General features: G+C 34.8%; 25 protein-coding genes and 2 pseudogenes. 4 read left to right on the plus strand and 23 right to left on the minus strand.

The annotated features are described in order from the left end of the window. Positions 1 to 31: 31 nt before the first annotated feature. From NL281_RS05010 to wmk (NL281_RS05025), 4 genes and pseudogenes are all read left to right on the plus strand, one after another. Positions 32 to 370: pseudogene (locus NL281_RS05010) on the plus strand (hypothetical protein); the annotation flags it as partial. Positions 371 to 595: 225 nt separating this feature from the next. Next, positions 596 to 1,453: pseudogene (locus NL281_RS05015) on the plus strand (hypothetical protein); the annotation flags it as partial. Between the two features lie 86 nt (positions 1,454 to 1,539). Next, positions 1,540 to 2,436: a WO male-killing family protein Wmk gene (gene wmk / locus NL281_RS05020; protein ID WP_253303045.1), complete on the plus strand. Its 897-nt coding sequence runs from the start codon at positions 1,540 to 1,542 to the stop codon at positions 2,434 to 2,436. 46 nt (positions 2,437 to 2,482) lie between these two features. Next, on the plus strand, positions 2,483 to 3,469 hold the full coding sequence (gene wmk, locus NL281_RS05025) for a WO male-killing family protein Wmk (RefSeq protein ID WP_253303728.1): 987 nt from the start codon (positions 2,483 to 2,485) through the stop codon (positions 3,467 to 3,469). 95 nt (positions 3,470 to 3,564) lie between these two features. Here wmk (NL281_RS05025) and NL281_RS05030 read toward each other — a convergent pair whose 3' ends face one another. The 23 genes from NL281_RS05030 to NL281_RS05140 form a co-directional block, all read right to left on the minus strand. Beyond that, positions 3,565 to 4,479, minus strand: coding sequence for a patatin-like phospholipase family protein (locus tag NL281_RS05030; RefSeq protein ID WP_019236454.1), 915 nt, complete (start codon positions 4,477 to 4,479; stop codon positions 3,565 to 3,567). Between the two features lie 8 nt (positions 4,480 to 4,487). Continuing rightward, on the minus strand, positions 4,488 to 4,709 hold the full coding sequence (locus tag NL281_RS05035; RefSeq protein WP_015589022.1) for a hypothetical protein: 222 nt from the start codon (positions 4,707 to 4,709) through the stop codon (positions 4,488 to 4,490). A 67-nt stretch (positions 4,710 to 4,776) separates the two neighbouring features. Next, positions 4,777 to 5,310 (minus strand): ankyrin repeat domain-containing protein, encoded by a 534-nt coding sequence (locus tag NL281_RS05040; RefSeq protein ID WP_155968672.1) that lies wholly within the window; start codon positions 5,308 to 5,310, stop codon positions 4,777 to 4,779. A gap of 52 nt (positions 5,311 to 5,362) precedes the next feature. Continuing rightward, a complete protein-coding gene (locus NL281_RS05045; RefSeq protein WP_253303046.1) occupies positions 5,363 to 6,307 on the minus strand; it encodes a contractile injection system protein, VgrG/Pvc8 family in 945 nt (314 codons plus the stop codon). Further along, positions 6,308 to 6,517, minus strand: a complete 210-nt coding sequence (locus NL281_RS05050; protein ID WP_253303047.1) for a tail protein X — start codon at positions 6,515 to 6,517, stop codon at positions 6,308 to 6,310. Beyond that, the gene (locus tag NL281_RS05055) at positions 6,514 to 6,861 is read right to left on the minus strand and encodes a phage tail protein (RefSeq protein ID WP_015589018.1); all 348 of its coding nucleotides are present in this window, start codon (positions 6,859 to 6,861) and stop codon (positions 6,514 to 6,516) included. Before NL281_RS05055 ends, NL281_RS05050 begins: the two co-directional genes overlap by 4 nt. Further along, entirely contained in the window at positions 6,861 to 9,125 is a 2,265-nt protein-coding gene (locus tag NL281_RS05060) for a phage tail tape measure protein (protein ID WP_253303048.1), read from the minus strand. Before NL281_RS05060 ends, NL281_RS05055 begins: the two co-directional genes overlap by 1 nt. Before the next feature lie 109 nt (positions 9,126 to 9,234). Then, positions 9,235 to 9,492, minus strand: a complete 258-nt coding sequence (locus tag NL281_RS05065) for a phage tail assembly protein (RefSeq protein WP_010405430.1) — start codon at positions 9,490 to 9,492, stop codon at positions 9,235 to 9,237. Positions 9,493 to 9,832: 340 nt separating this feature from the next. After that, positions 9,833 to 10,033 carry a hypothetical protein gene (locus NL281_RS05070; protein WP_253303049.1) on the minus strand — a complete coding sequence of 67 codons (201 nt, stop codon included), beginning with the start codon at positions 10,031 to 10,033 and terminating at the stop codon, positions 9,833 to 9,835. 61 nt (positions 10,034 to 10,094) lie between these two features. Continuing rightward, positions 10,095 to 10,601 (minus strand): phage major tail tube protein, encoded by a 507-nt coding sequence (locus NL281_RS05075; protein WP_253303050.1) that lies wholly within the window; start codon positions 10,599 to 10,601, stop codon positions 10,095 to 10,097. Between the two features lie 11 nt (positions 10,602 to 10,612). Continuing rightward, entirely contained in the window at positions 10,613 to 11,800 is a 1,188-nt protein-coding gene (locus tag NL281_RS05080; protein ID WP_253303051.1) for a phage tail sheath subtilisin-like domain-containing protein, read from the minus strand. Continuing rightward, positions 11,793 to 12,353 carry a hypothetical protein gene (locus NL281_RS05085; protein WP_253303052.1) on the minus strand — a complete coding sequence of 187 codons (561 nt, stop codon included), beginning with the start codon at positions 12,351 to 12,353 and terminating at the stop codon, positions 11,793 to 11,795. The genes NL281_RS05080 and NL281_RS05085 overlap by 8 nt, the downstream gene beginning before the upstream one ends. Positions 12,354 to 12,363: 10 nt before the next feature. Further along, the gene (locus tag NL281_RS05090; protein ID WP_253303053.1) at positions 12,364 to 13,797 is read right to left on the minus strand and encodes a hypothetical protein; all 1,434 of its coding nucleotides are present in this window, start codon (positions 13,795 to 13,797) and stop codon (positions 12,364 to 12,366) included. Beyond that, on the minus strand, positions 13,794 to 13,988 hold the full coding sequence (locus tag NL281_RS05095; RefSeq protein WP_015589010.1) for a hypothetical protein: 195 nt from the start codon (positions 13,986 to 13,988) through the stop codon (positions 13,794 to 13,796). The genes NL281_RS05090 and NL281_RS05095 overlap by 4 nt, the downstream gene beginning before the upstream one ends. A 4-nt stretch (positions 13,989 to 13,992) precedes the next feature. Further along, positions 13,993 to 15,177 carry a hypothetical protein gene (locus NL281_RS05100; RefSeq protein ID WP_253303054.1) on the minus strand — a complete coding sequence of 395 codons (1,185 nt, stop codon included), beginning with the start codon at positions 15,175 to 15,177 and terminating at the stop codon, positions 13,993 to 13,995. 4 nt (positions 15,178 to 15,181) lie between these two features. Beyond that, the gene (locus NL281_RS05105) at positions 15,182 to 17,119 is read right to left on the minus strand and encodes a DUF4815 domain-containing protein (protein ID WP_253303055.1); all 1,938 of its coding nucleotides are present in this window, start codon (positions 17,117 to 17,119) and stop codon (positions 15,182 to 15,184) included. 15 nt (positions 17,120 to 17,134) lie between these two features. Then, complete coding sequence (locus NL281_RS05110) at positions 17,135 to 17,818, minus strand: hypothetical protein (protein ID WP_141456755.1); 684 nt, start codon at positions 17,816 to 17,818, stop codon at positions 17,135 to 17,137. Between the two features lie 90 nt (positions 17,819 to 17,908). After that, a complete protein-coding gene (locus tag NL281_RS05115) occupies positions 17,909 to 19,957 on the minus strand; it encodes an AAA family ATPase (RefSeq protein WP_253303056.1) in 2,049 nt (682 codons plus the stop codon). Positions 19,958 to 19,974: 17 nt separating this feature from the next. Further along, entirely contained in the window at positions 19,975 to 21,213 is a 1,239-nt protein-coding gene (locus NL281_RS05120; RefSeq protein WP_253303057.1) for an AAA family ATPase, read from the minus strand. Next, positions 21,210 to 21,710: a hypothetical protein gene (locus NL281_RS05125; RefSeq protein WP_010962695.1), complete on the minus strand. Its 501-nt coding sequence runs from the start codon at positions 21,708 to 21,710 to the stop codon at positions 21,210 to 21,212. The genes NL281_RS05120 and NL281_RS05125 overlap by 4 nt, the downstream gene beginning before the upstream one ends. Positions 21,711 to 21,747: 37 nt before the next feature. After that, positions 21,748 to 22,536 carry an AAA family ATPase gene (locus NL281_RS05130; protein WP_253303058.1) on the minus strand — a complete coding sequence of 263 codons (789 nt, stop codon included), beginning with the start codon at positions 22,534 to 22,536 and terminating at the stop codon, positions 21,748 to 21,750. A gap of 11 nt (positions 22,537 to 22,547) precedes the next feature. After that, positions 22,548 to 23,369, minus strand: coding sequence for an ATP-binding protein (locus tag NL281_RS05135; protein ID WP_253303059.1), 822 nt, complete (start codon positions 23,367 to 23,369; stop codon positions 22,548 to 22,550). Between the two features lie 94 nt (positions 23,370 to 23,463). Continuing rightward, positions 23,464 to 23,958 (minus strand): sigma-70 family RNA polymerase sigma factor, encoded by a 495-nt coding sequence (locus NL281_RS05140; RefSeq protein WP_010962699.1) that lies wholly within the window; start codon positions 23,956 to 23,958, stop codon positions 23,464 to 23,466. Between the last annotated feature and the right edge of the window lie 374 nt (positions 23,959 to 24,332).

Genomic DNA, 24,332 nt, shown 5'->3' on the forward strand with positions numbered 1-24,332 from the left:
TAGTAAAGTATATTTAATAGCGGAGGCTAATATGAGTAATAAAATAATTGTACCTTTTGATGATCAAGAAGGAGGTACTTACGAGTTAAACATTGATCTTGATAGATTATCAAAAGGTGAGGTGTTAAATGCTATTGTAGGAATAGGTCGTACTAAGGAGCAATCCACCTTTGTAAGCAAAATTAATAAGGCTAAAAAGCCTGAAGAAATAGCACCTTTCCCTGGTAGAGAAGTTCGCGAAAACAAAATCAACTATGGGAAAGGATTTGACTATGTTTATGGCACAAAACCTGTAAGTGATCAAGAAGATAAAAATCCATTTGCTTCAGCTTTGAAAAAAATAAAGCCAAGTGCAGAAAAGTTGAGCTGGTTTAAGACTTACTATTACCCACAAATATAAATGTTTGTTGCATAGCTCTTAATGGCATAACTTTTGCTTGAAATAACTGTTTATATGGTGCAATTTACAGCTTTTAGTTGCTAAAATTATAACTCTTAGTTTAATAATTTTAATCTAATAAGCTTTCAGGTTAATAAAATTAAATTATTTGAGTAAATACAATACTATGTTTTTATTTGTGGGTAATAGTAAGGGTTTAAGAGTGCTGTGGTAAGAGCAAAAAGTCCAAATGAACTGCACAAGGTTGTAGACGAAGCACTAGCTGCTGGAGCAAGGCTAAATGCATGTAATGATGGAGAGTGGAGCTTCGCGGAATATGTGATACTGGGCACACATTTTCATAAATTTGATAAGGCTGATCGTAAAAAGCTAATACGTAAATTAATGCTAAACGGTGCAGAGTTTCATGATACTTTATTGGAGAATAAATTGATAGGTGAAATCTATAATGAGCTACAACCAGAAGTTCAGCCACATATAGATGAGAGACTAGAAGAACTAGAGAAAGCTGGCGAAAGTGCTGTGCAAGAAGGAGAATTAATAGATGTTGAAATAGATAATACAACATCGTATATAGAATTTTCTGGGGATAGCAAGGTAGAGGTAGCCAAAATACTGGAAGCAAAAAGAGAGCTAGGAAGTAATATTTTAAAAATTGGCAATGATGCAGTTGAGGTTAAAAGTGAGAAGGGAGGTATAAGAAACTATATCGATATGTCAGATGGAAGCTCTATTATATTAGAATTTCCTACAAGTATTGGTAAGCTAGATATTATATTGTACCACGATGTAAAAAAATATGATCAAGTACAAGTCAGAGTAGAAAATAAGGAAATGTGGTCTAAATTACAAGAAAGAGGCGAAGAAATAGGAAAAAATTGTCTTTTTGCTGGAGTAAAACTTAAAGAAGCAGTAGAAAAGGGAAGTTTTATGAGATGTGGCATATGGAATAGCAAGCAGCTTATGAAGGAGGTTGATAGCCCAAGTGAAAAATTGTCTTCATGGGTAGATAAAGTACGTGAAAATAGTAAAGAAACTTTTAGGGGGCTTTAATTCATTTATTTTAAGGTTCCAGAGTCTACCATTATATCTGGAGCCTTTGAGCTATAGTAGAAAATATTATATGTATGGTTCTTTGTATGGAAAAAAGTCTAGAGGTAGGGCAAAAAGTGAAAAGTTGGAGGTTAGAGAGAGGGTATACTCAGAAGGATTTAGCGGAGAAGGTTGGTGTAAAGTACTGGGCAATACTGCAATATGAAAAAGGGAGTCGTAAAATTCCAATTAAGAAATTATATGCTATAGCAGAAGCATTATCAGTAAATGTTAAAGGTCTAGTTTGTGGAGAGACGCTACCAAATGAAAAAAGATATTTTGAAGATGAAGAAATATTAAATTTAGTAAAGGGTTATAAAGATAAAGAATTAAGCAAGGTATTTTATTTATTAACCAAATTTATTCGTTTGAGCGAGGAAAGAAGCAGAAAAGCGGTAAAAATAGAAGTAGCAAGGGGTTTGATGAAAGTAGGAGTTTCTGCTCATGTTATCTCTCGAACAACTAACTTATCTATTGGTGAGTATGAGGAGAACAAAATTCCCATTCCATACAAAGTAGGGCAAAGGATAAAAGAGTGGAGATTGATACGAGGATATACACAAAAAGATTTAGCGAATAAAGTTGGCATAACAAATCAAGGAATATACGAGTATGAACAAGGACGAGCTGCTGTTTCACTTGAAATGTTAGATGAAATAGCAAAGGTATTATCAATCAGTATCATAGATCTACTTCCCGAATCAGATGAAGAAGTGGAAGAAAAGCTATCAAATTTGATAGAAGAATACAAAAAGATTGAGAGTCGGGAATTACGCGATATGCTAATCAAGTCTTTATTTGAAGGTATACATGTTTGTAGAGAAAAGGTCAGAGAGGAAAAGAAGATTGAAGTTGCAAGGAATTTAGTGAAAGAAGGAATTTCTGTTGATATTATCTTGCAAACGACAGGCTTATCAAATTATATGATTGAGAAATTTTTGTGATTTCATAAAAACTTAGCCAATAGTGGATTTTTTTGTGATAGAATATATGTTTGCTTCTGTAGGAAAAACAGCTTTTAGAGGATTTATCTATGATAATTCAGAGCATGTTGGCTCAGTAAGCTACGAGCTAGGGAAAAAAATAGAAGGTTGTAGGATCGTACAAGGGTATACTCAGGCAAAATTAGCAAGAAAAATTGGTTTAACACATAAGGAAATACATAACTTTGAACTAGGGTGCAAGGCTATTACAATCAAAGAATCGTATATAATAGCAGGAGCATTGTCAGTCAATGTTATAGATCTACTTCCAGGACCAACAGTACTAAGAGAAAACAGTTGGTATGAAGATGAGGATAAAGAAATAGTCTATCTAACAAAAATACATAGAGAAATTAAGGATCAGGAATTACGCAAGAAGCTGTATCCATTAGTAAGGTTTGTATATATTAGCGAGAAAATTAGCCAAGAAGAAGCGAAAATAGAAGTAGCAAAGAATCTAGTGAAAGAAGGAGTTTCAGTTGATATTATTTCCCAAGTGACTCGCTTATCTACTTATGAATATGATGATATAGAGAAAGAAATTTGTACTGATTCTATACTCTACAAAGTGGGGAAAAGGATAAAAGAGCAGAGATTAATACGGGAATACACTCAGGAGGACTTGGCAAATAAAATCGGTTCAACACCTAAAGAAATACACGACTATGAACGAGGATATACAGACATTCCAATTGAAATATTATATAAGATAGCAAAGACATTATCAGTTAACATTAAAGCTCTTGGACTAACAGAATATGAAAATGAGCCAGTTTTTGGGTTTATAGGTAAATGCGAAAAAATTGAGGATCAAGAATTACTGGATACGGTAGCCAGATCTTTATCTGAAGGAATGCAAACTGGTAAAGAAAAGGTTAAAAAAGCAGAGAAAATCAAGATTGCAAAAGATCTAGTTAAGGAAGGTGTTGCTATTGATATTATTGTGCGAGCAAGTGGCCTAACTGCTGATGAGTTGGGTGAGTGTGAAAATTGAATGTGTTTAAGATATAAGTAAAGTTAGTTAATGATTTAACCAGCAGAATTTGCTAACCAACTTTTTTGGCTCAGTTGAATTTTGCTTGGTATAAATTAAGATATGAAATCGCAAAGTTTATCTATTAATTTCTGGTTGTCCTCTATCATTGCATTTGCCTCTTGCTGAAGAGATTTGATATTTTTGAGTGTAATATTGTCCATCTCAGTCGATGCTACTTTCAATTGCGATTGTATTCTTATATATTTATCGTCTATTACTTGTTCTAGTTGATAATCAACACAATCCAATCCAGAGGCAAACATCACATTCAGTAGTGGCTTGATCCACCCTATTTTGCCAAATTTCCTTGAGTTAGCATACTTTATACTTCTATCTGTTCCACCAGTGCCTATTGATAGCAGTATAATCTCATCATTTGGAAATAACCTCTTACCACTTGCATATGCACAAGCCGCTGGATTATTTGCAAACACTCCACCATCTATCAATACTCTCTCTGTTTGGCTAATTTTCAGACGTTTTGGTGTGAAGTACGTTGGAGCAGCTGTTGTAGCTCTGAGTGCATCTTTCAACTTAATGTTTTTTTCTTTCCAACTTTTGAAGAAAAATTCACAACTATTGTGAATGTCATAACTGGTGAGTAGTAGATTACTCGCAACATCGGCCATAGTACTTTCACCAAAGTATTTGTTGAGAATAAATTCCATATTTCTATATGAGTACTGAGAACCACTCAGCCAAGAAGCAATTGATTTTCTCCAAAATGATGATTGAAAGATATATGCTCCATACTCTTGGTAAAGTTCAACCAAATCATTGGCAGAGTATTGAAGTTTATTGCTTTTACAAAGTCCAGCAACAATAATCCCACCGGTTGAGGTTCCTGCCATTAAATCAAAAATCTGGGAAATTGGCTTTTTTGTCCTAGATTCAATTTCTGCTAGAATAATGGCAGGTATTATCCCTCTAATGCCACCTCCATCTACAGATAAAATGTACTTTGTCACTGTAAAATTTATTTGTGTTTGTGAATAGCTTCAAGTTCGTTGACTTCTTCAGTGAGGTTTTTCACTCTCTCTTCAAGTCGATAGACTATTTCGATTAGTCCTTGGTTTTTTTCTATAAATTTATCATGGATGTGTACACGTAAGTCAAGTTTTGCCAACCACCATATGAATCCTACAGTCTGTAGAACTATTGTTATTATTACCGCTATTGGGATTTTTTGCTTTTTCATGTGAAAATATTAACTTGTTATGGATAGTTTTGGAAATTTATATGCAGATTATAGAAAACTTACAGCTTTAGTGATTACTTTTTGTTGATTCGTATCGGTCCTCTGCTTCTGCAAGTAGCTTAATGATTTCATCATAAGGTTTGTCCTTATTATGCCGTGATCTTAATACAGCAATTTTCCTTGGTGTTTTTCCATCTGTATCTCTAATGGTAGGGTCTGAACCTTTGTCTAATAAAAATCTAATTATCTCCAATTTGCCTTCATATGTAGCTGCATGTAAAGGTGTCCATCTTTCATATTTCGTAGCATTTATATCAACTCCTTTTTCTACTAGGAATTTTACAACCTCTGCACATCCCTCTTCTGCAGCATAATGTAGTGCTGTTAATTTAGGGATCTGCACATTAATATCTAATAGATTTTCTACTAAGAATTTTACAGTCTCTAAGTTACAATTTTGAGAAGCAATGCGTAATATCGTTTTATAATTATCTGCAGCCTTTGCCTTCATGTAGGAATAGGTAGCAATAATACATACTATTACTGTTATAAGCCACCAAAAATGCAGCTTGTTTTTTGTATCTTGACCCAATTTATCCATATTCAACATCTTTTTAATATTAAATAGATCATTTACTCATTTTTTATTAACATTACTTACTCAAAGATGCTGACAACATAGTAAGGTAACCTGAGCTATTTAAAGTATGCTCCGCTCTATTAACTATCCATTCACCATCTACCGCTTGGTTAAAGTCTATAAGATTAAGTTTAGCTTCTGCAAAAATTTGAGGATTACCAGGCATAGTTATATCTAAAGCTTCATTGTTACGCTTCAATTGTTTCAACTTGGCATTTGCTGCACTCAGCGCTGACTCTGCATTAGAGTAAAGTTCCAGCATAATATAACTTGGCTCGCTACTACCAACTGTTTCTTTAATAGTTTCGCCCTTTTCATAGCTATGCCACTTTGCCACTACTGAATTATACTTATCACGTACGGTAAAATGTACTTTCCAGTTAATTGTATCTTGAGGTCTAATAGTCGTTGTTCCTAAAGCTTTTCCTGTGGCTGATTTTGCCATATTCTTTGAAATAAACAATATATACCCACCAGCTAATTTTGCCATTGCTTCACGCTCTGTTGCGATCTTTGTTAACAGACTTATATCACTTTCATCTGCCTGATTAATGTGGGGTATCAATACATTCTTAAATTCCTTAGCGACTTTGTATCCATATCCATGTTTTTGGGCTATTTCTTTTACTAAGTTTTCTATGGTAATTTGGCGCCATTCTTTTGATACTTTTGCCTTCAAAGATATTCTTAAATTTGTTGCATGAGCTTTGATTAGTAGAGTCTTAGGTGGACCCTGTATAGTCACTTCGTTGACTGTATATATACCCATTGGAAAGATTCCAAATTCCTTATAACCTAGTGCTATGTTCAATTCATTCGGAATATCTATGTCTTCATCCCTGTAATCAACACACACTTCAACTACATCATCTATTATTCCTGATTCATCTGTAAGGTGCAATGATATAACTCTACCTTTAATTGATTCACATTTATCTATTATAAAATCTGGCTGCATTTATTCCCAGACCTTTAATTTTGACTTTTGTACTATTTTCTTAATAGTAGGAAGCTTTATCCTTAATCCTGCAGGCAAAAAGCTTCCGTATTCTGCCAAACCTAAGTTCTCTGCTAGTACTAATTCCACTGCTCCATCAGTAAATCCGTAATGTTTCCAGCAAATCAGATCTAACATCTCATTTTCTTTACTCACATAGTATACAGTCATCTATAGCTTTTTAAACTCAAACTAAATTCAACTTTTCTTGGTAGTCCATTAGGTAAAAAATACATCTGCTTTTCTTCTAACCTAGTAATTACGAATTGTCCTAAAATATTACCTAAACTATCTACTAAAATATGTGGTTTTTCAGCTTCTTTCACACTCTTTAATTGATTTAGCCCGTTGAGATTATGCAGATAAATCATTCCTTCTAAATCTATATTTTCTACACCTTGACCGATATTTTGTAATAGTGGCATATTTTCAATACACTCAATCGTGCTCCAACGATTTTCTCTGCTATACTTTAAACTTGTGGGAGCAAACTTATACGGACCAAGAGATAGCATCAATAAAATGTCTCTACCGTATCAAATAAAACATCACGTGACTTTTCTCTTATCCTTTTTATTACTTCATCTGCAAGACTACGAACATCTTGGTTAGGTTCTGCTTTAATGCTGATAGTGTAATTATTAGTGATGTTCTGAGTTTTATTTTGTTCTTTATTTTCAAACTTACTCCTTGCAAATATCTTATCGCTCTCTGTCTCCTCAATAAGGCTTTTGACTCTGAAGCTATTTTTATTTCTCTTTGAAAATTCTTTAATTATACTGTTACCTAGCACAGGATTTCCACTGTTGAGAATATTACTCTTTATGGGAGTATGGACTGCTTTTATTTCAGTTTTTCTTTTTTCAAATTCTTTCAGTGGGCTATTTTCCAATACTTTTCCAAATACACTTTCCCCTATCCATGAAAAAGCTTTTCCTATAGGTTCAATGAGTGATTTCCACAAGCTAGAGAAAAAGTCTTTCACCTTTTGCCAGTTAGCTATAACAAGAGCTGCACCAGTAACAAGTCCAGCAACTAAAAGTCCTATAGGGTTAGCGAGTGTTATTGCTCTTAGTCCTGTTACTACTGCAGGAAAAACTGTAGCTGATAAAAATGAAAATACTCCAAGTAGGTTTGCTTTCAGACTAAAAATCGTACTTCCTAGCAATGTAAATCCGTATCCTAGTCCTACTGCTACAATTTTTAAACTTATCAAGGATGCTACAGTACCCATGATCGCCGTGGTTAAAGTTGGATATTTTTCTGCAAACTCTGCTATATATCTAGTTTTTTCTTGTAAAAATTCAGCTATAGATTTTAAAGTAGGCAACATCACTGAGCCCAGGTTCATACCAACTTCAGCTATTGCATTTCGAAGAAGTCGTAATTTATTAGCTGTAGTGTCTGCACGATTTTTGAATTCTTCTTGTAGAGAGCTCTTGTACTTTTCTGTATTAGCCAATAACTTTATTGCATCCTCATACTTATTAAAACTTCCAGCTAATAATGCAATATCATCTTGATATTCCTGACCGAAAAGTTTCATAAGGATTGTAGAACGTTCCTGGTTATCCATTTTCTTTAGAGTTTGAAAAAAATAGAGTAATGCTTCTTCGCCGTTTTCGCTTATTCTTTGTACTATTTCTTCTGCAGTTATTCCCATTTGCTCTAATGCTGCTTTAAAATCCCCTCCTTGTTCTTCAGCAGTCTGAAGTTTACTAAGTAGAGCATTTATAGCAGTTGCAGCTTTTGCTGGTTGTTTACCTAAACTAACGAAGGCATTTACTAAACTACTTGTTTCCTTGATGTCAAGACCAAATTGTTTTGCAGTACCACCAACTATTGCTAGAGCTTCAACCATATCTTTTGCTTTGGCAGCAGTGTTATCTGATAAGTGATTGATTACATTACCAACGTATTCCATTTTACTAACATCAATTCCATAAACGTTAGAGAGTTTAGCTATAGAATCACCTGCTTGCTCTGCAGACATATCAAATGCTGTAGACATTTTTGCCACTGTTTCTGTAAACATAAAAAGATCTTCTTTCTTGATACCAAGTTGACCACCACTTGCAGCTATTTGTGCCAGTTCTGCGGCTGATAATGGTATAGTACGTGACATCTCTTTTAACTTCTTTGCAAATTTAGTTGCTTCATCCGTCCCTTTTTTAAAATCTACCACTTTTGTAACATCAGCCATAGCACTTTCAAAGTCAATTGCAACTTTAACTGGAGCTGCAAGCGTTAGCCCTAGCCCAATAGTCTCTATAATTTGTGACTTAAAATGTGCTTTGCTTGCTAAAAAACTTTGGTGACTACGTATTGCAGATCCAAGCTTACCATACTTACCTTTTAATACTTCAATAGAAGAGCCAAGTTTATGTTGGTCACTTACTAAGTACTTAATATTTCTTCCACTTTTTCTTACTTCTTCATTAAATGAATGCAAAGCATCTCTCTTTTTCAAATATGCTTCTTTTGCTTTTATTGCAGAGGTTTTGGCCTTGTCAAATTCTGCTTTTAAAGTTTTGCTCGGTTTCTCTATTGCCTTCATTTGTTTAGCTAAAGATTTTACTTGATCTTCAAAGCCTTTCCATGACCTCTTGCTAGTCAAAACATCATGACCTAACTGCTTAAACTTTGATACTGATTTTAAAGATGAGTCAAGCTTTCTTATATTCTCACCAAGATGAGTAAGTTGACTGCTACTTCCTTTTATTACAGTACTGAAACTGCCATCTAAAACTGCTCCGATTTTTATAGATAATGTTGACATTGTACCTTCCTCGCTGCTTTATGCCATAAGATAAATTCATTAATCTCCATATCAAGTATTTGTTCAACCCCGCCTCCTACAACAGAGCTGAACATTAATACTTCTAATCTCAAGTTTTTTGGATAATCGGTGAAAAAAAATCCTTTAATACCTCTTGAATTTTCACATAATCAGCAATATCTAACTCTTCAATTGCTTCTTTTGCAACTGATGTCAAATTAGCAGTCAAAGTTACTTCTTTACTAAGGTCACTACCATTTAAGCGTTCAATTGCAAGATAGTCTCTAACTTTTGGACGTCTAACAGTAAGTTCTGAGACAGAAATTCCATCAACTGTTATTGGGTTATTAAGTGTTATAGCTTGCATGTTCCTCCTTAAAAAGTTAATTAAATAAAAGTCTATATCGGCTTTTACATAACTAATTTCTTTGTATGGTGCTATAAATAGGATTAGCTTTGATAAGAATCTTTTCTGTGTTCAATTGAAGTAATAACTACTGTATGTTCTGGTACATCTATATAATAAAGTATACCTCACTCGTAGACTACGTTGTCCACTTAAGTTATGCTTTAATGGCTTTCCAAGTCCAATTGGATCAACTGTTAGACGCTCCATTATTGCCTTCTTAATCATTAACTTTACTTTTGCTGGAAGAGCCGGAATGTCTTTCTTTATAACAGATTCTGAATAGTCTATATTGTAAGGCTTAATCCCAGAAGGCATCTTGATGTTTAACCCTCTTTTCTTTATAGCGTTCGTCAGCAATCTTAGATAATTCCATATCTTCAATTTCTTCTTCCATTAATTCAGTTAATAACTTTAAAACGGACTTGTCTTGAGATTGTGCTACACTAACAAGTGAACCAGTTAGCTGCTCTATGGAATTTGTATGAGCTTTAGAATCCATATTAACTATATACCTACAACTTCTTATATTTTAACATTTTTATGTAATTTTGTCAACCATATTAGATCCCTAGAATCGTTTGTAGCAAGGCCATTTGATCAACGCCATTTATCTTTCTAATCATATTTTCAGCATCGATTTCTATCAGCTCATTACCGCCTATAGTAAGTTTATAGTAATGGGCAGCTACAGTACATTTCAGCGTTGCTTTCTCAGCAGGTTTCCAGTTACCAAAATCAAATTCTTTAAAAATGCCTCTTAAATTGATTATTACTGCTCCAATATCATTACTTCCACTACCTTGCATTCCACCTCTGAGCGTCAAAGATACCGAATTTCCATTTATCAACCCAAATAGCCGAAAGAGCTCTGTATCGTATTCAGCAAAAGTGAAATCTGCTTCAAGCTTTTCCATGCCCATGTCAATATTTATTGGAATATCCATACCACCAGCACGGTACTCTTCTGTTTTTATGGTAAGCTTTGGTAGCGTAATTTCATCTATTTTTCCTGCATAACCACGACCATCTACAAATACGTTAAAATTTCTCAGTATTTTGGGTAACACTTCGCTTTCTCCTAACTTATTACACTATTATTTACAAGATGGGATCTGAATATTATTTGCTCAGCTGGATATGGCGGTGTAAACTCAAAATCAAAAGACACTTTTCCGCTTGCAATATTTGCCGGTGTATTGAGTTCGGGAGTTGCATAACATTTTCCACTGATAATTGCTCCTTGCGCTTTTAAACTTGCAAGGTAAGAATTCACCCCCTCAATCACATCATCTATATAAGTTTTTGTGATATTGCGATCAACTGCCCAGAGATGAGCTCGAAGTAAACTATCGTTAATTAAATCTGCAGTGCGCCTTACTGATAGAAAAGCCCATTTCGAATCGTTTGAACATGTTCTATTTCCCCAAAGCCTATAGCCATTTTGATGAATTATCGTTGTTACTTCATTTTCATTTAAATGGTTTGCTCTACAATTTGTATTACCGAGCGTAAAATCAATAGGCCTGCTTGTTCCAACAATACCATTTATCTCTTTATTTGAAGGTGAGTGCCAAAATCCTTGTTCGCTATCTACTTTTGCTATTAAACCAGCTACAAATGGGCTTGCTGGCAAGGTTCCTTCTTTTCCTTCAATAAATACCTTAACCCAAGGGTCAACTACGTAAACTCTTGAGCTGCCTACACTTTTTCTCCATTTTATTGCTTCTTCATCATTAGTATTTGGTCCATCTGCAACAATAATTGCTCTTAATTTTTCTGCTATGGAAATTAAAGCACTCACTACTGGATTTACTCCATCTATTTCAGGTAACTGATGAGTAAACTGAGGTGCAATTAATATTCTTGGAGCAATATGAACTATGCTTTCACTACTGAGGAATGCCTCTATCCCTTGATACTCTCCAGTCTCTTTATCAACACCGCCAATTATATTTTGGATAGTTTCACTTTCTTTGAGCTTTGAATCGCTGTTTTCACTTTCTTTAACTCGAATAACTACTACTGTTGCACCAATCTGGGAAAATATTCCGTTTGTTGCAGAAGGTAAACTGCCACTCTTTCCAAGTCTTGCTGCTTCTTTTAAGCTTCCTGCAATTAACACTGGTTTATTTAGCGGAAACTTTTGCTCATCAGCTTCAGGTGCAGTACCAATTACACCTATCACTGATGATTTAGCTGTACGTACTGTCTTTGCTCCTGAGGTTACCTCAATAACATTTACTCCGTGTAAAAATTCTTCAGCCATTTCTTTGTATCTTTTGTTTAAAATCGTTTAGTAAGTTCTCTAGCTCATTTTTACTTTTGGCTTCTGCAATTTTCTTCTTGGTAATGTCTTCCAACTCTTCACATTTAATTATTTCTTTTACTGCTTTTTTTGCTTTTTCTTCAATTATTCTTGCCATTTCAATAACTGTAATACCACGGACTTTTGCTAATGGTTCTATAATTTCTGTATCCTTTTTACTTATAGACTCTGGTGCTGCTAGAATGCTTTTTGCGGCTTTTTCTTGTATTTGATACGATTTAGCTTTTTGGTGAGAATTTCCAGCGTATTCGTTAGTATAGTTATTAAAATAAAAACGCACACTATCAAGTGCAGAAAGTTTCGCATTTTCCAATAACTCCAGCTCAATATCTTCCTTATTCCTTTCAACAATTTTCTCTCCTTCTGTTAAACAATAACTTTTTTGCCAGTCAAAATTCTTTGGTGCTTCATACCAATCATTTCCAGTTAGCTTGTTTTCAAGTGTTGTTGTTTCAATCTGCTTGTGGTTTTCAAAACGTATATAAATAGTCACAAATTCCTCCTCATTGCCATATTTGATCAGTTCGTTCTAACCCTGGACATTGCCAACCCCTGAGCGTCCTTTCCACATCTACCTCAAGCCCTGTGGTGAGAAAATTGCTACGTATGTTATAAATCCCCCACTGAATAAATTGACCATAGTTGTGTACATAATTTGATGCAAGCATACCTTGACTAACTTGTGTTCTGGAATACAGATAAGATGATGTGTAAAGTAATATTGCAACTGTTTTTCCTGCTGGAATCTCCACATTACCAGATCCGGCCAACTTGCTATCAGAACTCGTGTATTGGTAAACATTTTTCCATACTATTTTTGAAATACTTGATTTATTAGAATTAGTGTTATCAGGAGTTCCCACAAATAATCCTGCTCCCCCATACTCCGTACTCGAATACGATGATCCAACAAATTCCATTGTCTTATTTATGTTCACATTGGTTGTATTTTTTACAAATACTACTCCAAGTGCAGCATACGGGTAATAGTATATCTCATCATAACTACCCGAAAAACTTTTTGTGCATAACTCTCCGTAAATAAATGTTCCTTTACTTCCCTCTATAAAACTTAGTTGTCTTGGCCGATAAAAACTAACGTAATCTGTATTGTACGTATGGCTACCTGCTAGTAGTTGTAACATATAGTCAGTTTTTGTTATATCACTACTCCACTTTCCAAGCTCTGTCGTAAAAGTTCCGTGGCCAAAATAATTATTTTTTCTGCCAAGTACACCAAATAAGAAAGGTAATGACCCTGGTTCAACCATGTTGCGCTTTCTTATTTCATTTATAAGAGACACTTTTAACTGTTCATCCCGAGTTTTTACCTCATTTATCAGGGATGTTTTTAATTGGTTATCACGAGTTTCTATTTCCCCAATAATTGATGAGCCAGATGGTACATTATTAACAGCACGAAAATCTTCTACTAAACCTTTAAGACCATCTTTATGACTATTACTAATGCTATTTATTGCTGCAATATTGGCATTCTTTCTCGTATCAAGTAGCGATAAATTTGTTGTTCCTTTTTCATCAATTCTCTTTAATAACTGCTTCTCTGATTCAGAGATCACTGCTAAAGAACTAGCTTTTTTATTATCCAGATCAGTTAAGTGTTTTTTTGCACTATCAAGAAGTTCTTTTAGCTTACCATCAGTCATCTGTACAATTTCAGAAACTGCACTTTTGTCGACTATTGATTCCAATGCTTTAGCAAGATATGCTAATTGATCTGGTGTACTGTTTGCTGCTAAATCCTTAAGCCTCTTTTGTAGTGCATCAATTATCTCTTTTACCTCAGTCATCTGCACAATGTCAGCAATAGCTTTTTTATCTGCTATCAATTCCAGCGATTTTGCAAGATATGCCAGTTGATCAGGTGTGCTGTTTGCTGCTAAATCCTTTATCCTTTGGTATATTGCTTCTTTCATTTCCAAAAATTTAAAAAAGTCTCAAAATTAAACCGCTCAAAATTACTCTTAAGTTGATTATGCTCATCTTCTCTTTCGGTAATATCTTCATCTATTTTCTTAATTGTGGTACGGATACGAACAACATCTTGCACAGCAATGTTTTCTGGATGAGGCAAAGAGTATCCTCTACTTGTTTTATCATCTGACATTCTGCTAAGTGATAATGATTCGTAGATTTTTGACTTTTGGACGATAGACAACCGTTCCACTTAAAACCAATTTTATCCTTGTATCATTACCATTAAAATTTGATAGCACATGAGTTCTCTCTACCAAATTTTCTCCAATTGGTTTTCCTGATGTTAAATTTACTAATTGCCAATCCACGTTTTTTTGTACATATGCTTTAACATCTGCAGTGCCAGGTATCAGCGCATCATATGTTATGGTAATCTTAGTGTTAGCTCCTGCTGTAATGCTTCTTGTAACATAATCTCCGAACTCTGAAAGATTACCCAGAACTAGCTGTAACCCAGGATAGAGAACAGGACTTTTTTCTCGCCCTCCTTTTAGGCTTGCTTTTACCGTTAATTCCCCATTTATTCTTTCACGCAGCGCGAGCGGCAAATTATCAGACAAAAAGTTTTCTCTTCCCTCTTCATCTGTTAAGATAAATTCTACATTGGTATCAAATGCTACTTTTTCGACGTTCGTCAAAACAATTAAATCTGATACATTATTTACAGTAACTTTGCCCAGGTCAACAACATGAGAAACTTCACTAAATTTTGCAGCTAGTAGTCGAAACGTTAAATCTAAATTTTGATGTGGAGTCCAGGTGCTTGCATTGCTAGATGACAGTAATACTCCTACTTGATATGGTTGACTTGTTACCCAACGGCTATTTACTGCATCATACTTGCCAAGCTCTGCTATTTTTACTGCAGTATCTGCATCATCAGTAAGTAGTACTATCGCATACTCCTCTCCTGCATGGCAAAACATTGGTGACCATTCTATACGTGTTGCTGTGCCATCTATCTTTATATCTTTTGGCTCAATATAACTTTCAGCAATGACAGTCTGCGAGGGCATTCCCACTGCTGTTTCTCTAATCTGCACAACAACACGTTTTTTGCCTTTATTTATAAACCATAACTCTAGACCTCCTATGTGTCTGCTCTCATTTAAAGTAAATGTTTGCGCTAAAGGATCAACTCTTCTTGCTGCGATAACTCTTCTTCTCTCTTCTATGGTAATAGTTTTTTTACCAGTGTACGTTGCTTCTCCATAGCTTCCTTTATCACCATAAAACTGTACTAATTTAGTACCTGCTGGAATATTTGCTGGGATTTTTATTTTTCCACTTATTTGTCCTTGATTGTTAACTATTAACATATTTTTATGCTATAGGTTGAATAATTATTCCGTCAAATTTTATCTCTTTAAGCTTCTCACTTGGCTCAAAACCTTCAATTTCAAAATTCTGTACTGCTTCTCTCATAAATTCAGTTTCGTATGAGGTACTTGACAGCAGCTCTGTTGTTTCTTTAACATTAAATACTCTGGTTACTGGACTTTTCCAATTCGTGGTAACCTCTGTCCAGTGGTCAATGTTTTTATTTAGAGTAATTTGTGCCGGAACTGGATCAAAAGCTTGATATGGATTGATCTTTTCTCCTTTAGTCTGTAAAAGCTGCTCCAGTACCGGTTCAAGTTTATAAGGTAAAAGATAAGGTTCTTTACCTCTTTCAACATCAATAATTTCCACATCTATAGGTAAAATTAATTCTTTGTTTACTATTGCTGCAGACTGCGAAATTCCTTGATCACGCATATCATCATCAAAAAACGAATCAACAAATACTCCTTTTTTCGTTGTAGGTTCTCTTGAATTTGCATCACTGCGTAAACGTTCCTGTGCAACCAGCGCATAAAGATCATTTATTCCTTTTTTCATTGCTTCAAGCTCATTCATCGGTACAGCATGAATAGCATTATTCACTATTTTTACCCCTTCTTTTTCTCCGTTTTTCCATGTCTGATGAATGTAGCAGAGCAAAAGTTGTCCGCTAGGTGCTTTAGGCATCGATGGTCTCCAAGAGTGGGAAATTCCTTTTATTCTTCTTACCACCCCTTTGCTATCGATAGTAATTAAATCATAGCGGGGCATTTTCCAGGTGTAATCAATCAAAACCAAGCTGTTATCAACTGCTTCTTTTACTTTGCATCCCTGTTCACTTATATCTTCAGGACTTACATGAGTACGACAGCGGTAAGTTATTTGATAACTACTTCCAGGAGCTGGTTCTTTACCTGGTAATGACCAATCAACATTTCCTGCGTTTAATTTGTAATCTATACTATTTTCATAAATAACATTGCCTTGTTTAACTTGAATAATCTCAAGTACTGCAGAGTCAGGTATTGGATCAACAGCTCCTGAATATGAACCATGAGTAATGGTAATGGTTTTTTGAACGGTTATATCTACTTTTTTAATTTCACTTATTGGAAAATCATTAACTTTAAGTTCCATTACTCTTTGGCTATTTGGCTGAAAAGTATGTGGTTCTGATTCAACTGATTTTATATCCGGATCTTCATCAAAAGAAACACGAATACTGTGAGGAAGTTCAATCTCATAGCCATCAACATGAGCTTTGCCCTCATTAATCACAAATATTTTTTTTCCTCCTTCTCCCTCTTCCTTTTGCAGGAACATTACTTCAAGACCATTTACGACGTAGGAACCATTGGCTTCTTTGTCATAACGAGCAAGAGCAGTAGTTACTATATTTGCTTGTGGTGGCGGTGAATGTTCTATCAATACTCCATTTTCAATGTTATAAATTGGATAAAATTCGCCATTTACAGAAAAAGTGGAAGAAACACCTTCTGCTTGATAACCCCAAATGGTGGAAACTTTAAGTCTTGCAGCTCCTACTTCTTGATAATTACGTGTACCAACAGCAGGATCACGAAGATTTTCGTCCTCAAGTTCTGTAATCGTAGATTCTAGATAATAAACACCGATACGCACTGTGGTACTCAGTGGAATAACAAACTCTTTTGCTTCTACTTTTCTAACTGCTCCACGAAGATAGATTTTTCCTGACTCAAGTGTAACTTTACCAGTTTCCCCATCTATAATACAATTGCTTCCTGTTATAACATCGCCATCACGAAATATTGCATCGCCTATGCCTTTAAGCTTAGAGAGAGCATACTCCTGAGTCTCGTTTAATTCTGCAGACTGTAGACCTCTTCCTGCCAGGAACAAACTTTTTTCGTATTCTTTGTCAGGATTAAAGCGGTTATAATAGCTATTTAAGGTCATCTTTTTTCTCTTTTTCTAAAATGTCACTACAAACGAAAAAGTTTCCCGGGTTGCTGAAGTCCTAATGAGCGGTACTGTATGCTCTAAAACTAATAAGATCCCTGGGTCTTCTATATCTTGTGGTTCAAAATATCTCTGTCCTATAGGTAATTCTTCTTTTACTTTAGTACCAACCATAACCCCTAATTCCCGTATAACTTGATTTGCTGCGTTTGTGAAATCGAAAGTAAATTTGAGATAGAGATTATTAGTTGGTACATTTGAGGGCCTAAACCTTCCAGATGGAGTTATAAGTTCACCGTTTTCATCACCTGTGCAGAATAGCACTTCGTCTGCAGTACGTCTGCCAAGTTCATTGAGCAGCTTTTCAGAAGTTATCAGCTCTGGTGGTGTGCTTTCACTATACTCTACAGTAACTTTATCACTTACTGGAATAGAGCTATTTTCCGTAAGTTTTATTACACCAGTACTGCCATTAACTGTATAGTCAATACTTGGCTGATAAGTTGTTTGCCCTGTAAAAACCTTCACATCTTTAATAGGTTGATGATCAAATTTTATTTCACCCTTAACGAAAGTTTTTTCTACTTTGTGGCTACTTTCCCAACTTGAATCACCTGTTCCCCAAGCAAGATGGATAGATTGCTTTTTGATGCTGGCTGCTATTGCTGCTCTTCCTGACTGTGTGAGTATTGACATTTTTAATTAAGCCCCCTATATTATATATGTACGGTGAGTTCAAAATTCGTCCGCAAAAATCAAAATATTTTTTTATATCAGGAAAATTTTTTAGGAGAATAGCTCAGCTCCACAGCTAAACTTTCCAACACCGCGAGCAAATGGTCCGCTAGGAATGTCAAGCCATTTATCTTCTTTTGAACCAGTAGCCATTCCTTTAACCAACTTCCGTGCTTGTAACAGCTCTTGAACTATACGCTCCATTCTATCTCTTCCTATACTGTGAAACTCCTCAGGTAGTCTATGCCGCTGTTTATACACTCCTGTACTTCCTGTATGGGTAAATGGATGTCCAGAAATTGCTGCTCGTGTAATTGCAGTTATAAGATGCTGCTTTGAATCTTTTTCGTTCATATTTTTTATTCTTAATCTTTCAGTTATGTCCTCTAACAATCCTGTTTCTTCATTTCTTAAATAAGTGCGTAAAGTGCGATCAGCCAAACCGTTTGCTTTAACAATTGCTCCATAAAATAATGCGTTCTGTCTTACAGATTCTCCTATTGATTTAAAAATTGTCGGTTTAGCTGCATCTTCCACAGACCAAAAAGCGTATGAACACCTAACACCATTAACAAGAGCAGATGTACCTCTAATGGCATCACGTGCTTGCTCAACAGTCGATATAGGTTTTTCACTTTTTGGCTTTCTCATATGATGGGCAGTAATTATTGATGCTCCAGTGCTACCTGCTAAATCAGATAATAAAGACATCAAATAATCGCCTACGGCTGGGTCAGTATTTAAATCAGCATGCACGAATGATGCAAGTGGATCAAATACGATTAATTTTAAGTCTTTTATTTTATTAAGTTGTTTTGTTATCGATTCAAATTCAGGAGAAGTCTCTATCACTTTACCTGAAACACTCTTTATGATTGTAAGTGATCCACTAACATTTGGTAATGGTACAATAAAGAGCCTATCTTTATATTTTAATCTCTCGCATTGTGAGTCAAGACGCTCCAAACGACGATGTATTTCACTCATATCATCTTCTGCTGAGAAAATTACCACAGATCCATGTTCAGTAACTAAAGGACCAAAACCACATGGCTGATCTTTTCTACTCGCAACTTTCAGTGCTAAATCAAGCAGAAGCATACCTTTACCAGTATCTCCCATTGCAGCTAGAATAGATGTCACTCCTAAAGGAAATAACCCTTCAACAAGAAACTTTTGCTCTGGTACTGGACCTATAAAACGTTCTATGCTCCATTCTTGAATATTAAGCAATTGCTTAACAATTACTTTTCTCGAGTTACTTTCAATGAATTCAGAAATATCTATATTTGCTTGTATGCCGTCTGCCGCATCCCATCCCTTTGGTTTATTTTCCGGTATTTCAAGAAGAGTAAGTGATAAAACACCAAGAAAAGTAAGCTTTTTCACAACTTTCTCAGCATATTGTTTACCTGGTTCATCATTGTCTGGCCAAATAATAACATGCTTACCCTTAAGTGGTGACCAGTCTGTTTTTTCTATTGGTGCATTTGCTCCTAACATTGCAGTTGTGGCAGTCATACCTTGCTCTATCAGAGCATCTGCACACTTTTCACCTTCAACTAAAATTACCTTATCAGATTTCATGATACCTGGAATATTATATAAAGGCCTGGTCTCTGGTAGAGTAAAACTAGACCTTTTTACATCAAAAGGAAGATATCTTTTTCCTGAATCAGTGTTATAACGATAAACTGTAACAATCACTTGATCACTTTTATCGTAATAGTTCCATGATGCCGTTGGTTGCCCCAGAGTGTTATTTTTTTCCGAATAACCAATCCACTTAGCAATATCTTCTATCGTATCAGTAAATTGATTTTTTCCAGTAACAGCAGCCCAAAGATCAAAAATATCTCCTCCTTCTCCGGTAGAAAAATCATGCCATAATCCGGCTTTACTGCCAGTTAACTCCACTATCATACTTTGTCCTTTATTGCCTTGTAGATCACCTACATAGAACTTATCACCACGAAAAGTTCCTCTTGGCAGTAAATAAGAAAGACATGACCTTATATTTGATAGGAGTTGAGTTCTTAACTGTTCTTTCTTCCCTAATAATTTATAATGTCCATTTCTTTGTGAACAATAAATATCCATACCTACCTGAAGAATTTTTATGTTCTAGCTATAACGTTAGCAGATTTCCAACATCCATTAATCTTGTTGATGAATTTTGTTGGTATAGATCTACCGTTTCTAAGTTCATATACTACTTGCAAGATATTTGTACGTTTATTGGGTTGAAATATTACTATTCCAGATGTATAAAAACTTCTTAAAGCATTAGCACCAACGAGAGCTTGAAATGGATTCTTTTCCAATGTAGAGGTAGATACTTTTTTGGTGTGATTTGTGATGATTATTCCAGCCATAGGATTAATCTTGGAACGTAGTTTTTCTATTGCATGCTGTAGACCATAGTTAACGTAATTATAAGGAGAATCAATCACAACTAAATCAAACTTTTCCTCTACCATATTTTTTATTTTTTCTATACCTTCTTCATTTAAGGTCAAATTCATCTTGTTCGTCACAACTAAGTTTTCTGTTGCTAAATGAGGAAGTTTATTGAGTTGTTGTATACGTTCTCTAATATAATCATATTCCATTTCATTTTGTAGATAGAATATTTTTAGCGGTCTTGTAGGTTTCATGCCAAGAAATGATCTTCCTGCGGCCAGATGTACTAATAGAGAAAGAAGAAAATGACTTTTGCCAATCTTTGGAGTACCACCTATGACCAAAAGACCACCTGGTGTCAAAATTCTTGGGCCTATTATATCTTGTGGCATTGGTGATTTGTCATTTAAGTAATGATTTACAGAAAATGCTTTTCCTTCGTTTTGTTTTTCTTGTAATATGGAACTTCTTTCATCTTTACCGTTCAACCATGTTTCAGCAGAATCTATATTACCTTTAACTAAAGTCCAAAGGTCTATTATATTTCCTTTCTTTTCTTCGATCAGGTTGTACCAATTTCCTGCATTTTCTCCTTCCATTTCAACTATTATCTTATTTCCATTTCTACTTCCAATATAGAATTTATCTTGGTAAGATTTGCCATCAGGCAACAAATAAGATAAACAATCTTTGATATTATTAATTAATAACGATTTTATTTTCAAAGCATTTTTAGATGAAAAATCCATAAAGTTCTCCTTGTTTATTCCAAATTTGTTCAACATATTTTTTAGACGTTTAAAGTCAAGATTAGCCAGCTCACAAACAGTTTCAAAAGATCGTGAGCGAATCCATTGACAAGCCTCTTTTTTAAGTTTAGGGTTTTTTCCTGCTGCATCCTGAATAGCTCTAGTAATAACAGCAGCCCACAACTTTCCTTCGTCATACTTCAAAATGGCAACCAATCATCTTGAAAATTTTTTTGTAATTCTGGAGTAATAACTGTAGTAATCCTATTTCTATCTCCGTATGTATTATTAGTTTCAACGCCTACTTTTGCTGTAAACTCTAAATCGTTGAAATCAGCTATAGAGTTTATTCTTCTAGCAGTAACTGCTTTCTCTGAAGTGTCATTTGCATGAATATTTCTGGATGATTCCAAAATACTACGCAGCATAGAACGTCCAGATTCTCCCCAGATGTCTTCTTCACCTTCTGCTTTGCCATTTTTGATACCTATAATCTGAAAAATCTTGCGTTTTGCATATGGGCCTTCAGTGACGGTAAATTCTACATTTAAATAGATACTGCCAGTAGTGTAGTTTTTAGTGAACCAATTTTCATAACCTCCAGGCTTTATTGCCATTTTTACCTTGACTATTGTACCTTTCGGTATTAAACTGCTCTGCAGTTTTGCATTATTAAAATCAGTTAAAAAATCTTGTAGCATACGCTCTCCTATAAGTTGACTTTAAAGTGAAAGTTAGCTATTCCATTAGCTGCCAATGACCATTTATCTTATCGACAAGTTTGTTTGGCACGCGTTCACCATTGCGAAGCTCAAATACTATCTGGCGTGCACTGCTTTCTTCATCATGAGCAAACATCACCATACCAGTACTGTAAAATCCACGTAAAGATCCAGCACCACTTAGGCCTTGAAATGGATCTTCTTCGAGCATCTTTTTCGATAATTTTTTTGTATGATGAGTGAGTACAATACAAGCATCTGGATTGACAGCACTGCGTAGCTTCTCAAGAGTCTTTTGCAGAAAGAACAGCATAGCACTATTATCATTTTCATTCCCATATTCACTGCTAAAGATGTTACGTAATGAATCTATGGCCAAAACATCAGGTTTAAAGCGTTCATTTACAATCTCCTTAATTTCACTTATTTCATCATGATTAAATGATAAGTGCACTTTTGGCGTAATGATTAAGTTGTTAGCAGCTACATTCAAAAGTTCATTATCAAGTTGTTGCAAACGTTCTTTCATATATTCATATTCAATTTCAGTTTGCATGTAGAAAATTTTTAAAGGTCTATTTGAAACCATACCAAGAAAAGGAACACCTGCAGCCATATGAACGAGCCATGAAATCAAAAAGTCACTTTTGCCGATTTTAGGTGGGCCACCCAGTACCAATAAGCCTCTTTTTGTTAAAATTCTTGGTGAGATTATATCCTCTGGTATTGGCGATCGATCGTCCAAGTATTCTTTCACACTGAAAAAAGGAATTTTTTGACCAATAGTTAAAAAGTTTTGTAGCATATAATAACCTCCTATATGTTGGGCGTGACAGGTTGAATTGCAAAAGCTTTAGTTTTAATTTTTGTAAGAAGTTTTCCTAGATGCGGTTCTTCAACCATATTAAGGCAACCACTTCGATCTTTAGCAGGATATCCCCAAGAATTAATCGTCTGACAGACAAATGAACGAACCTCTGTACCATCATCTTTCTTGATTCCAACCATACTGATTACCTCATCAACAATACCTGGAATTTCACTTGCAGTTTTAGCTCCTTCACATTGAGGTAGCCAAGTTGAGCGATTGAAATCATCGAGGTATTGTCCAAGAGTTCCAACTGTAATGATGTCTTTATTTGGAATATGTTGAAACTGATTGAGCCAAGCCATCATTTCTTGAGCAAGTAACCCGTAAGCAGCTCTCATATCTTGTTTTCCTGATCTTTCAGAAAAAGCTTCAGGTTGCATTTTTGACCATAAAAGACATAAACGCGAGGCTACTGTAATACTATCGATAAAAACACATCGATACTTGAGAAACTCCGAAGCAAGCTCTTTGTATTTACTGGATACATGCTCATAGTGTCTTTGGCTATATGCTGAGTCAGATTTTAACGCAGGATTAGGACCACCTATGAGACATGCAATATCTCTTGCCTCATTCCAAGTACGAATACTTACAGAATCCCCTTGCCAATCTTGAACAGCAAGTAAACCTGCCTCAAAATCAAGACAAAGTGTTGGTTCATTTATGGTCTTTAAGAGACTAGTTTTACCTATACCATAAGGACCAAAGATGACCATTTTTATACCTGTTTGAACTTTTAGCCGTTCATTGCTGTTCATTATTTTCATTTTTCTCCCAGTACCTAAATATATATGTACGATGACCTAGGCAATTCGTCCGCAATTTGCAAAAAAAAAATTTTGAGCAAATATAATCGAGAGCTTATAACTTCTCTAAAACTGAGAATTTATTGCGTATTCGTTCTAGTGTGCGATAGATAGTTGTCTTTGGTATTTTGGTTATTACAGAAACTTCAGTAATAGTAAATACCTTAAGTAATTGACATAAATTACTATCTTTTTCAGACAAAGTTGAAATTATATTATTTATATCAGTGCGAATTATCGCTTCGATTTCCGAGTTCCTATGATCTGGAATATCGTCGTTTATATCATCAAAAGTTATATTACGTTTTAGACATAACTGATTGCGTAACATATTGCGAGCACAATAATTAGCTAATCTAGCAACGAAAGTACTAAAACTACTTCTTTTCTCATCGTGCTGGTTAAGATATTGCCAAACCTGACAAAAAAGCTCTTGTTCTATATCTTCGAGACTTTCGTTAATAAAACAGCTTTTGGATTTAAGGCGCGAAGCTTGAAATCTCACATGTTTAACAATTGTAGAATCGATTCCTTGATAAGAATTCTTCATAAAAACTCCAAAAGTTTCATGAATAGAGATTTTTACCAAGACTTTGTATGACTAATTTATTATAAAAAAGTAGTAATAATTTTTTTATCTAAAAGAATAAAATCTTTAAAAGTTAAAATAAGATTTAAACGTTTTGATACACTACTGAAGCTACTTTTTCATAGGTAAAAAACTACCAATTTCGTACCTAATTTCTGAGTTACTAATTAGTATTTCAGAAAGCAGTAATCGTTAAGTTATTGATAATATTGTCTTTTTTATGTTCTATTCCTAAAAGCCGTTTCTAAAGTTAAGTGGCTAAAATCGGCCAGTAAAGAGGGTTTACGGATTACTGAAGTCTTATATATATTATATATATATTTAAATACAGGTAA

Source organism: Wolbachia endosymbiont of Phyllotreta cruciferae, assembly GCF_918697765.1.
In the GTDB taxonomy this organism is placed as follows: Bacteria; Pseudomonadota; Alphaproteobacteria; order Rickettsiales; family Anaplasmataceae; genus Wolbachia; species Wolbachia pipientis.

Coding starts and splice junctions, on each gene's coding strand:
- wmk (WP_253303045.1), top strand. CDS start 1,540: ATGGAAAAAAGTCTAGAGGTAGGGCAAAAAGTGAAAAGTTGGAGGTTA.
- wmk (WP_253303728.1), top strand. CDS start 2,483: ATGTTTGCTTCTGTAGGAAAAACAGCTTTTAGAGGATTTATCTATGAT.
- NL281_RS05035 (WP_015589022.1), bottom strand. CDS start 4,709: ATGAAAAAGCAAAAAATCCCAATAGCGGTAATAATAACAATAGTTCTA.
- NL281_RS05040 (WP_155968672.1), bottom strand. CDS start 5,310: ATGGATAAATTGGGTCAAGATACAAAAAACAAGCTGCATTTTTGGTGG.
- NL281_RS05045 (WP_253303046.1), bottom strand. CDS start 6,307: ATGCAGCCAGATTTTATAATAGATAAATGTGAATCAATTAAAGGTAGA.
- NL281_RS05050 (WP_253303047.1), bottom strand. CDS start 6,517: ATGACTGTATACTATGTGAGTAAAGAAAATGAGATGTTAGATCTGATT.
- NL281_RS05055 (WP_015589018.1), bottom strand. CDS start 6,861: ATGCTATCTCTTGGTCCGTATAAGTTTGCTCCCACAAGTTTAAAGTAT.
- NL281_RS05060 (WP_253303048.1), bottom strand. CDS start 9,125: ATGTCAACATTATCTATAAAAATCGGAGCAGTTTTAGATGGCAGTTTC.
- NL281_RS05065 (WP_010405430.1), bottom strand. CDS start 9,492: ATGCAAGCTATAACACTTAATAACCCAATAACAGTTGATGGAATTTCT.
- NL281_RS05070 (WP_253303049.1), bottom strand. CDS start 10,033: ATGGATTCTAAAGCTCATACAAATTCCATAGAGCAGCTAACTGGTTCA.
- NL281_RS05080 (WP_253303051.1), bottom strand. CDS start 11,800: ATGGCTGAAGAATTTTTACACGGAGTAAATGTTATTGAGGTAACCTCA.
- NL281_RS05090 (WP_253303053.1), bottom strand. CDS start 13,797: ATGAAAGAAGCAATATACCAAAGGATAAAGGATTTAGCAGCAAACAGC.
- NL281_RS05095 (WP_015589010.1), bottom strand. CDS start 13,988: ATGTCAGATGATAAAACAAGTAGAGGATACTCTTTGCCTCATCCAGAA.
- NL281_RS05100 (WP_253303054.1), bottom strand. CDS start 15,177: ATGTTAATAGTTAACAATCAAGGACAAATAAGTGGAAAAATAAAAATC.
- NL281_RS05105 (WP_253303055.1), bottom strand. CDS start 17,119: ATGACCTTAAATAGCTATTATAACCGCTTTAATCCTGACAAAGAATAC.
- NL281_RS05110 (WP_141456755.1), bottom strand. CDS start 17,818: ATGTCAATACTCACACAGTCAGGAAGAGCAGCAATAGCAGCCAGCATC.
- NL281_RS05115 (WP_253303056.1), bottom strand. CDS start 19,957: ATGGATATTTATTGTTCACAAAGAAATGGACATTATAAATTATTAGGG.
- NL281_RS05125 (WP_010962695.1), bottom strand. CDS start 21,710: ATGCTACAAGATTTTTTAACTGATTTTAATAATGCAAAACTGCAGAGC.
- NL281_RS05130 (WP_253303058.1), bottom strand. CDS start 22,536: ATGCTACAAAACTTTTTAACTATTGGTCAAAAAATTCCTTTTTTCAGT.
- NL281_RS05135 (WP_253303059.1), bottom strand. CDS start 23,369: ATGAAAATAATGAACAGCAATGAACGGCTAAAAGTTCAAACAGGTATA.
- NL281_RS05140 (WP_010962699.1), bottom strand. CDS start 23,958: ATGAAGAATTCTTATCAAGGAATCGATTCTACAATTGTTAAACATGTG.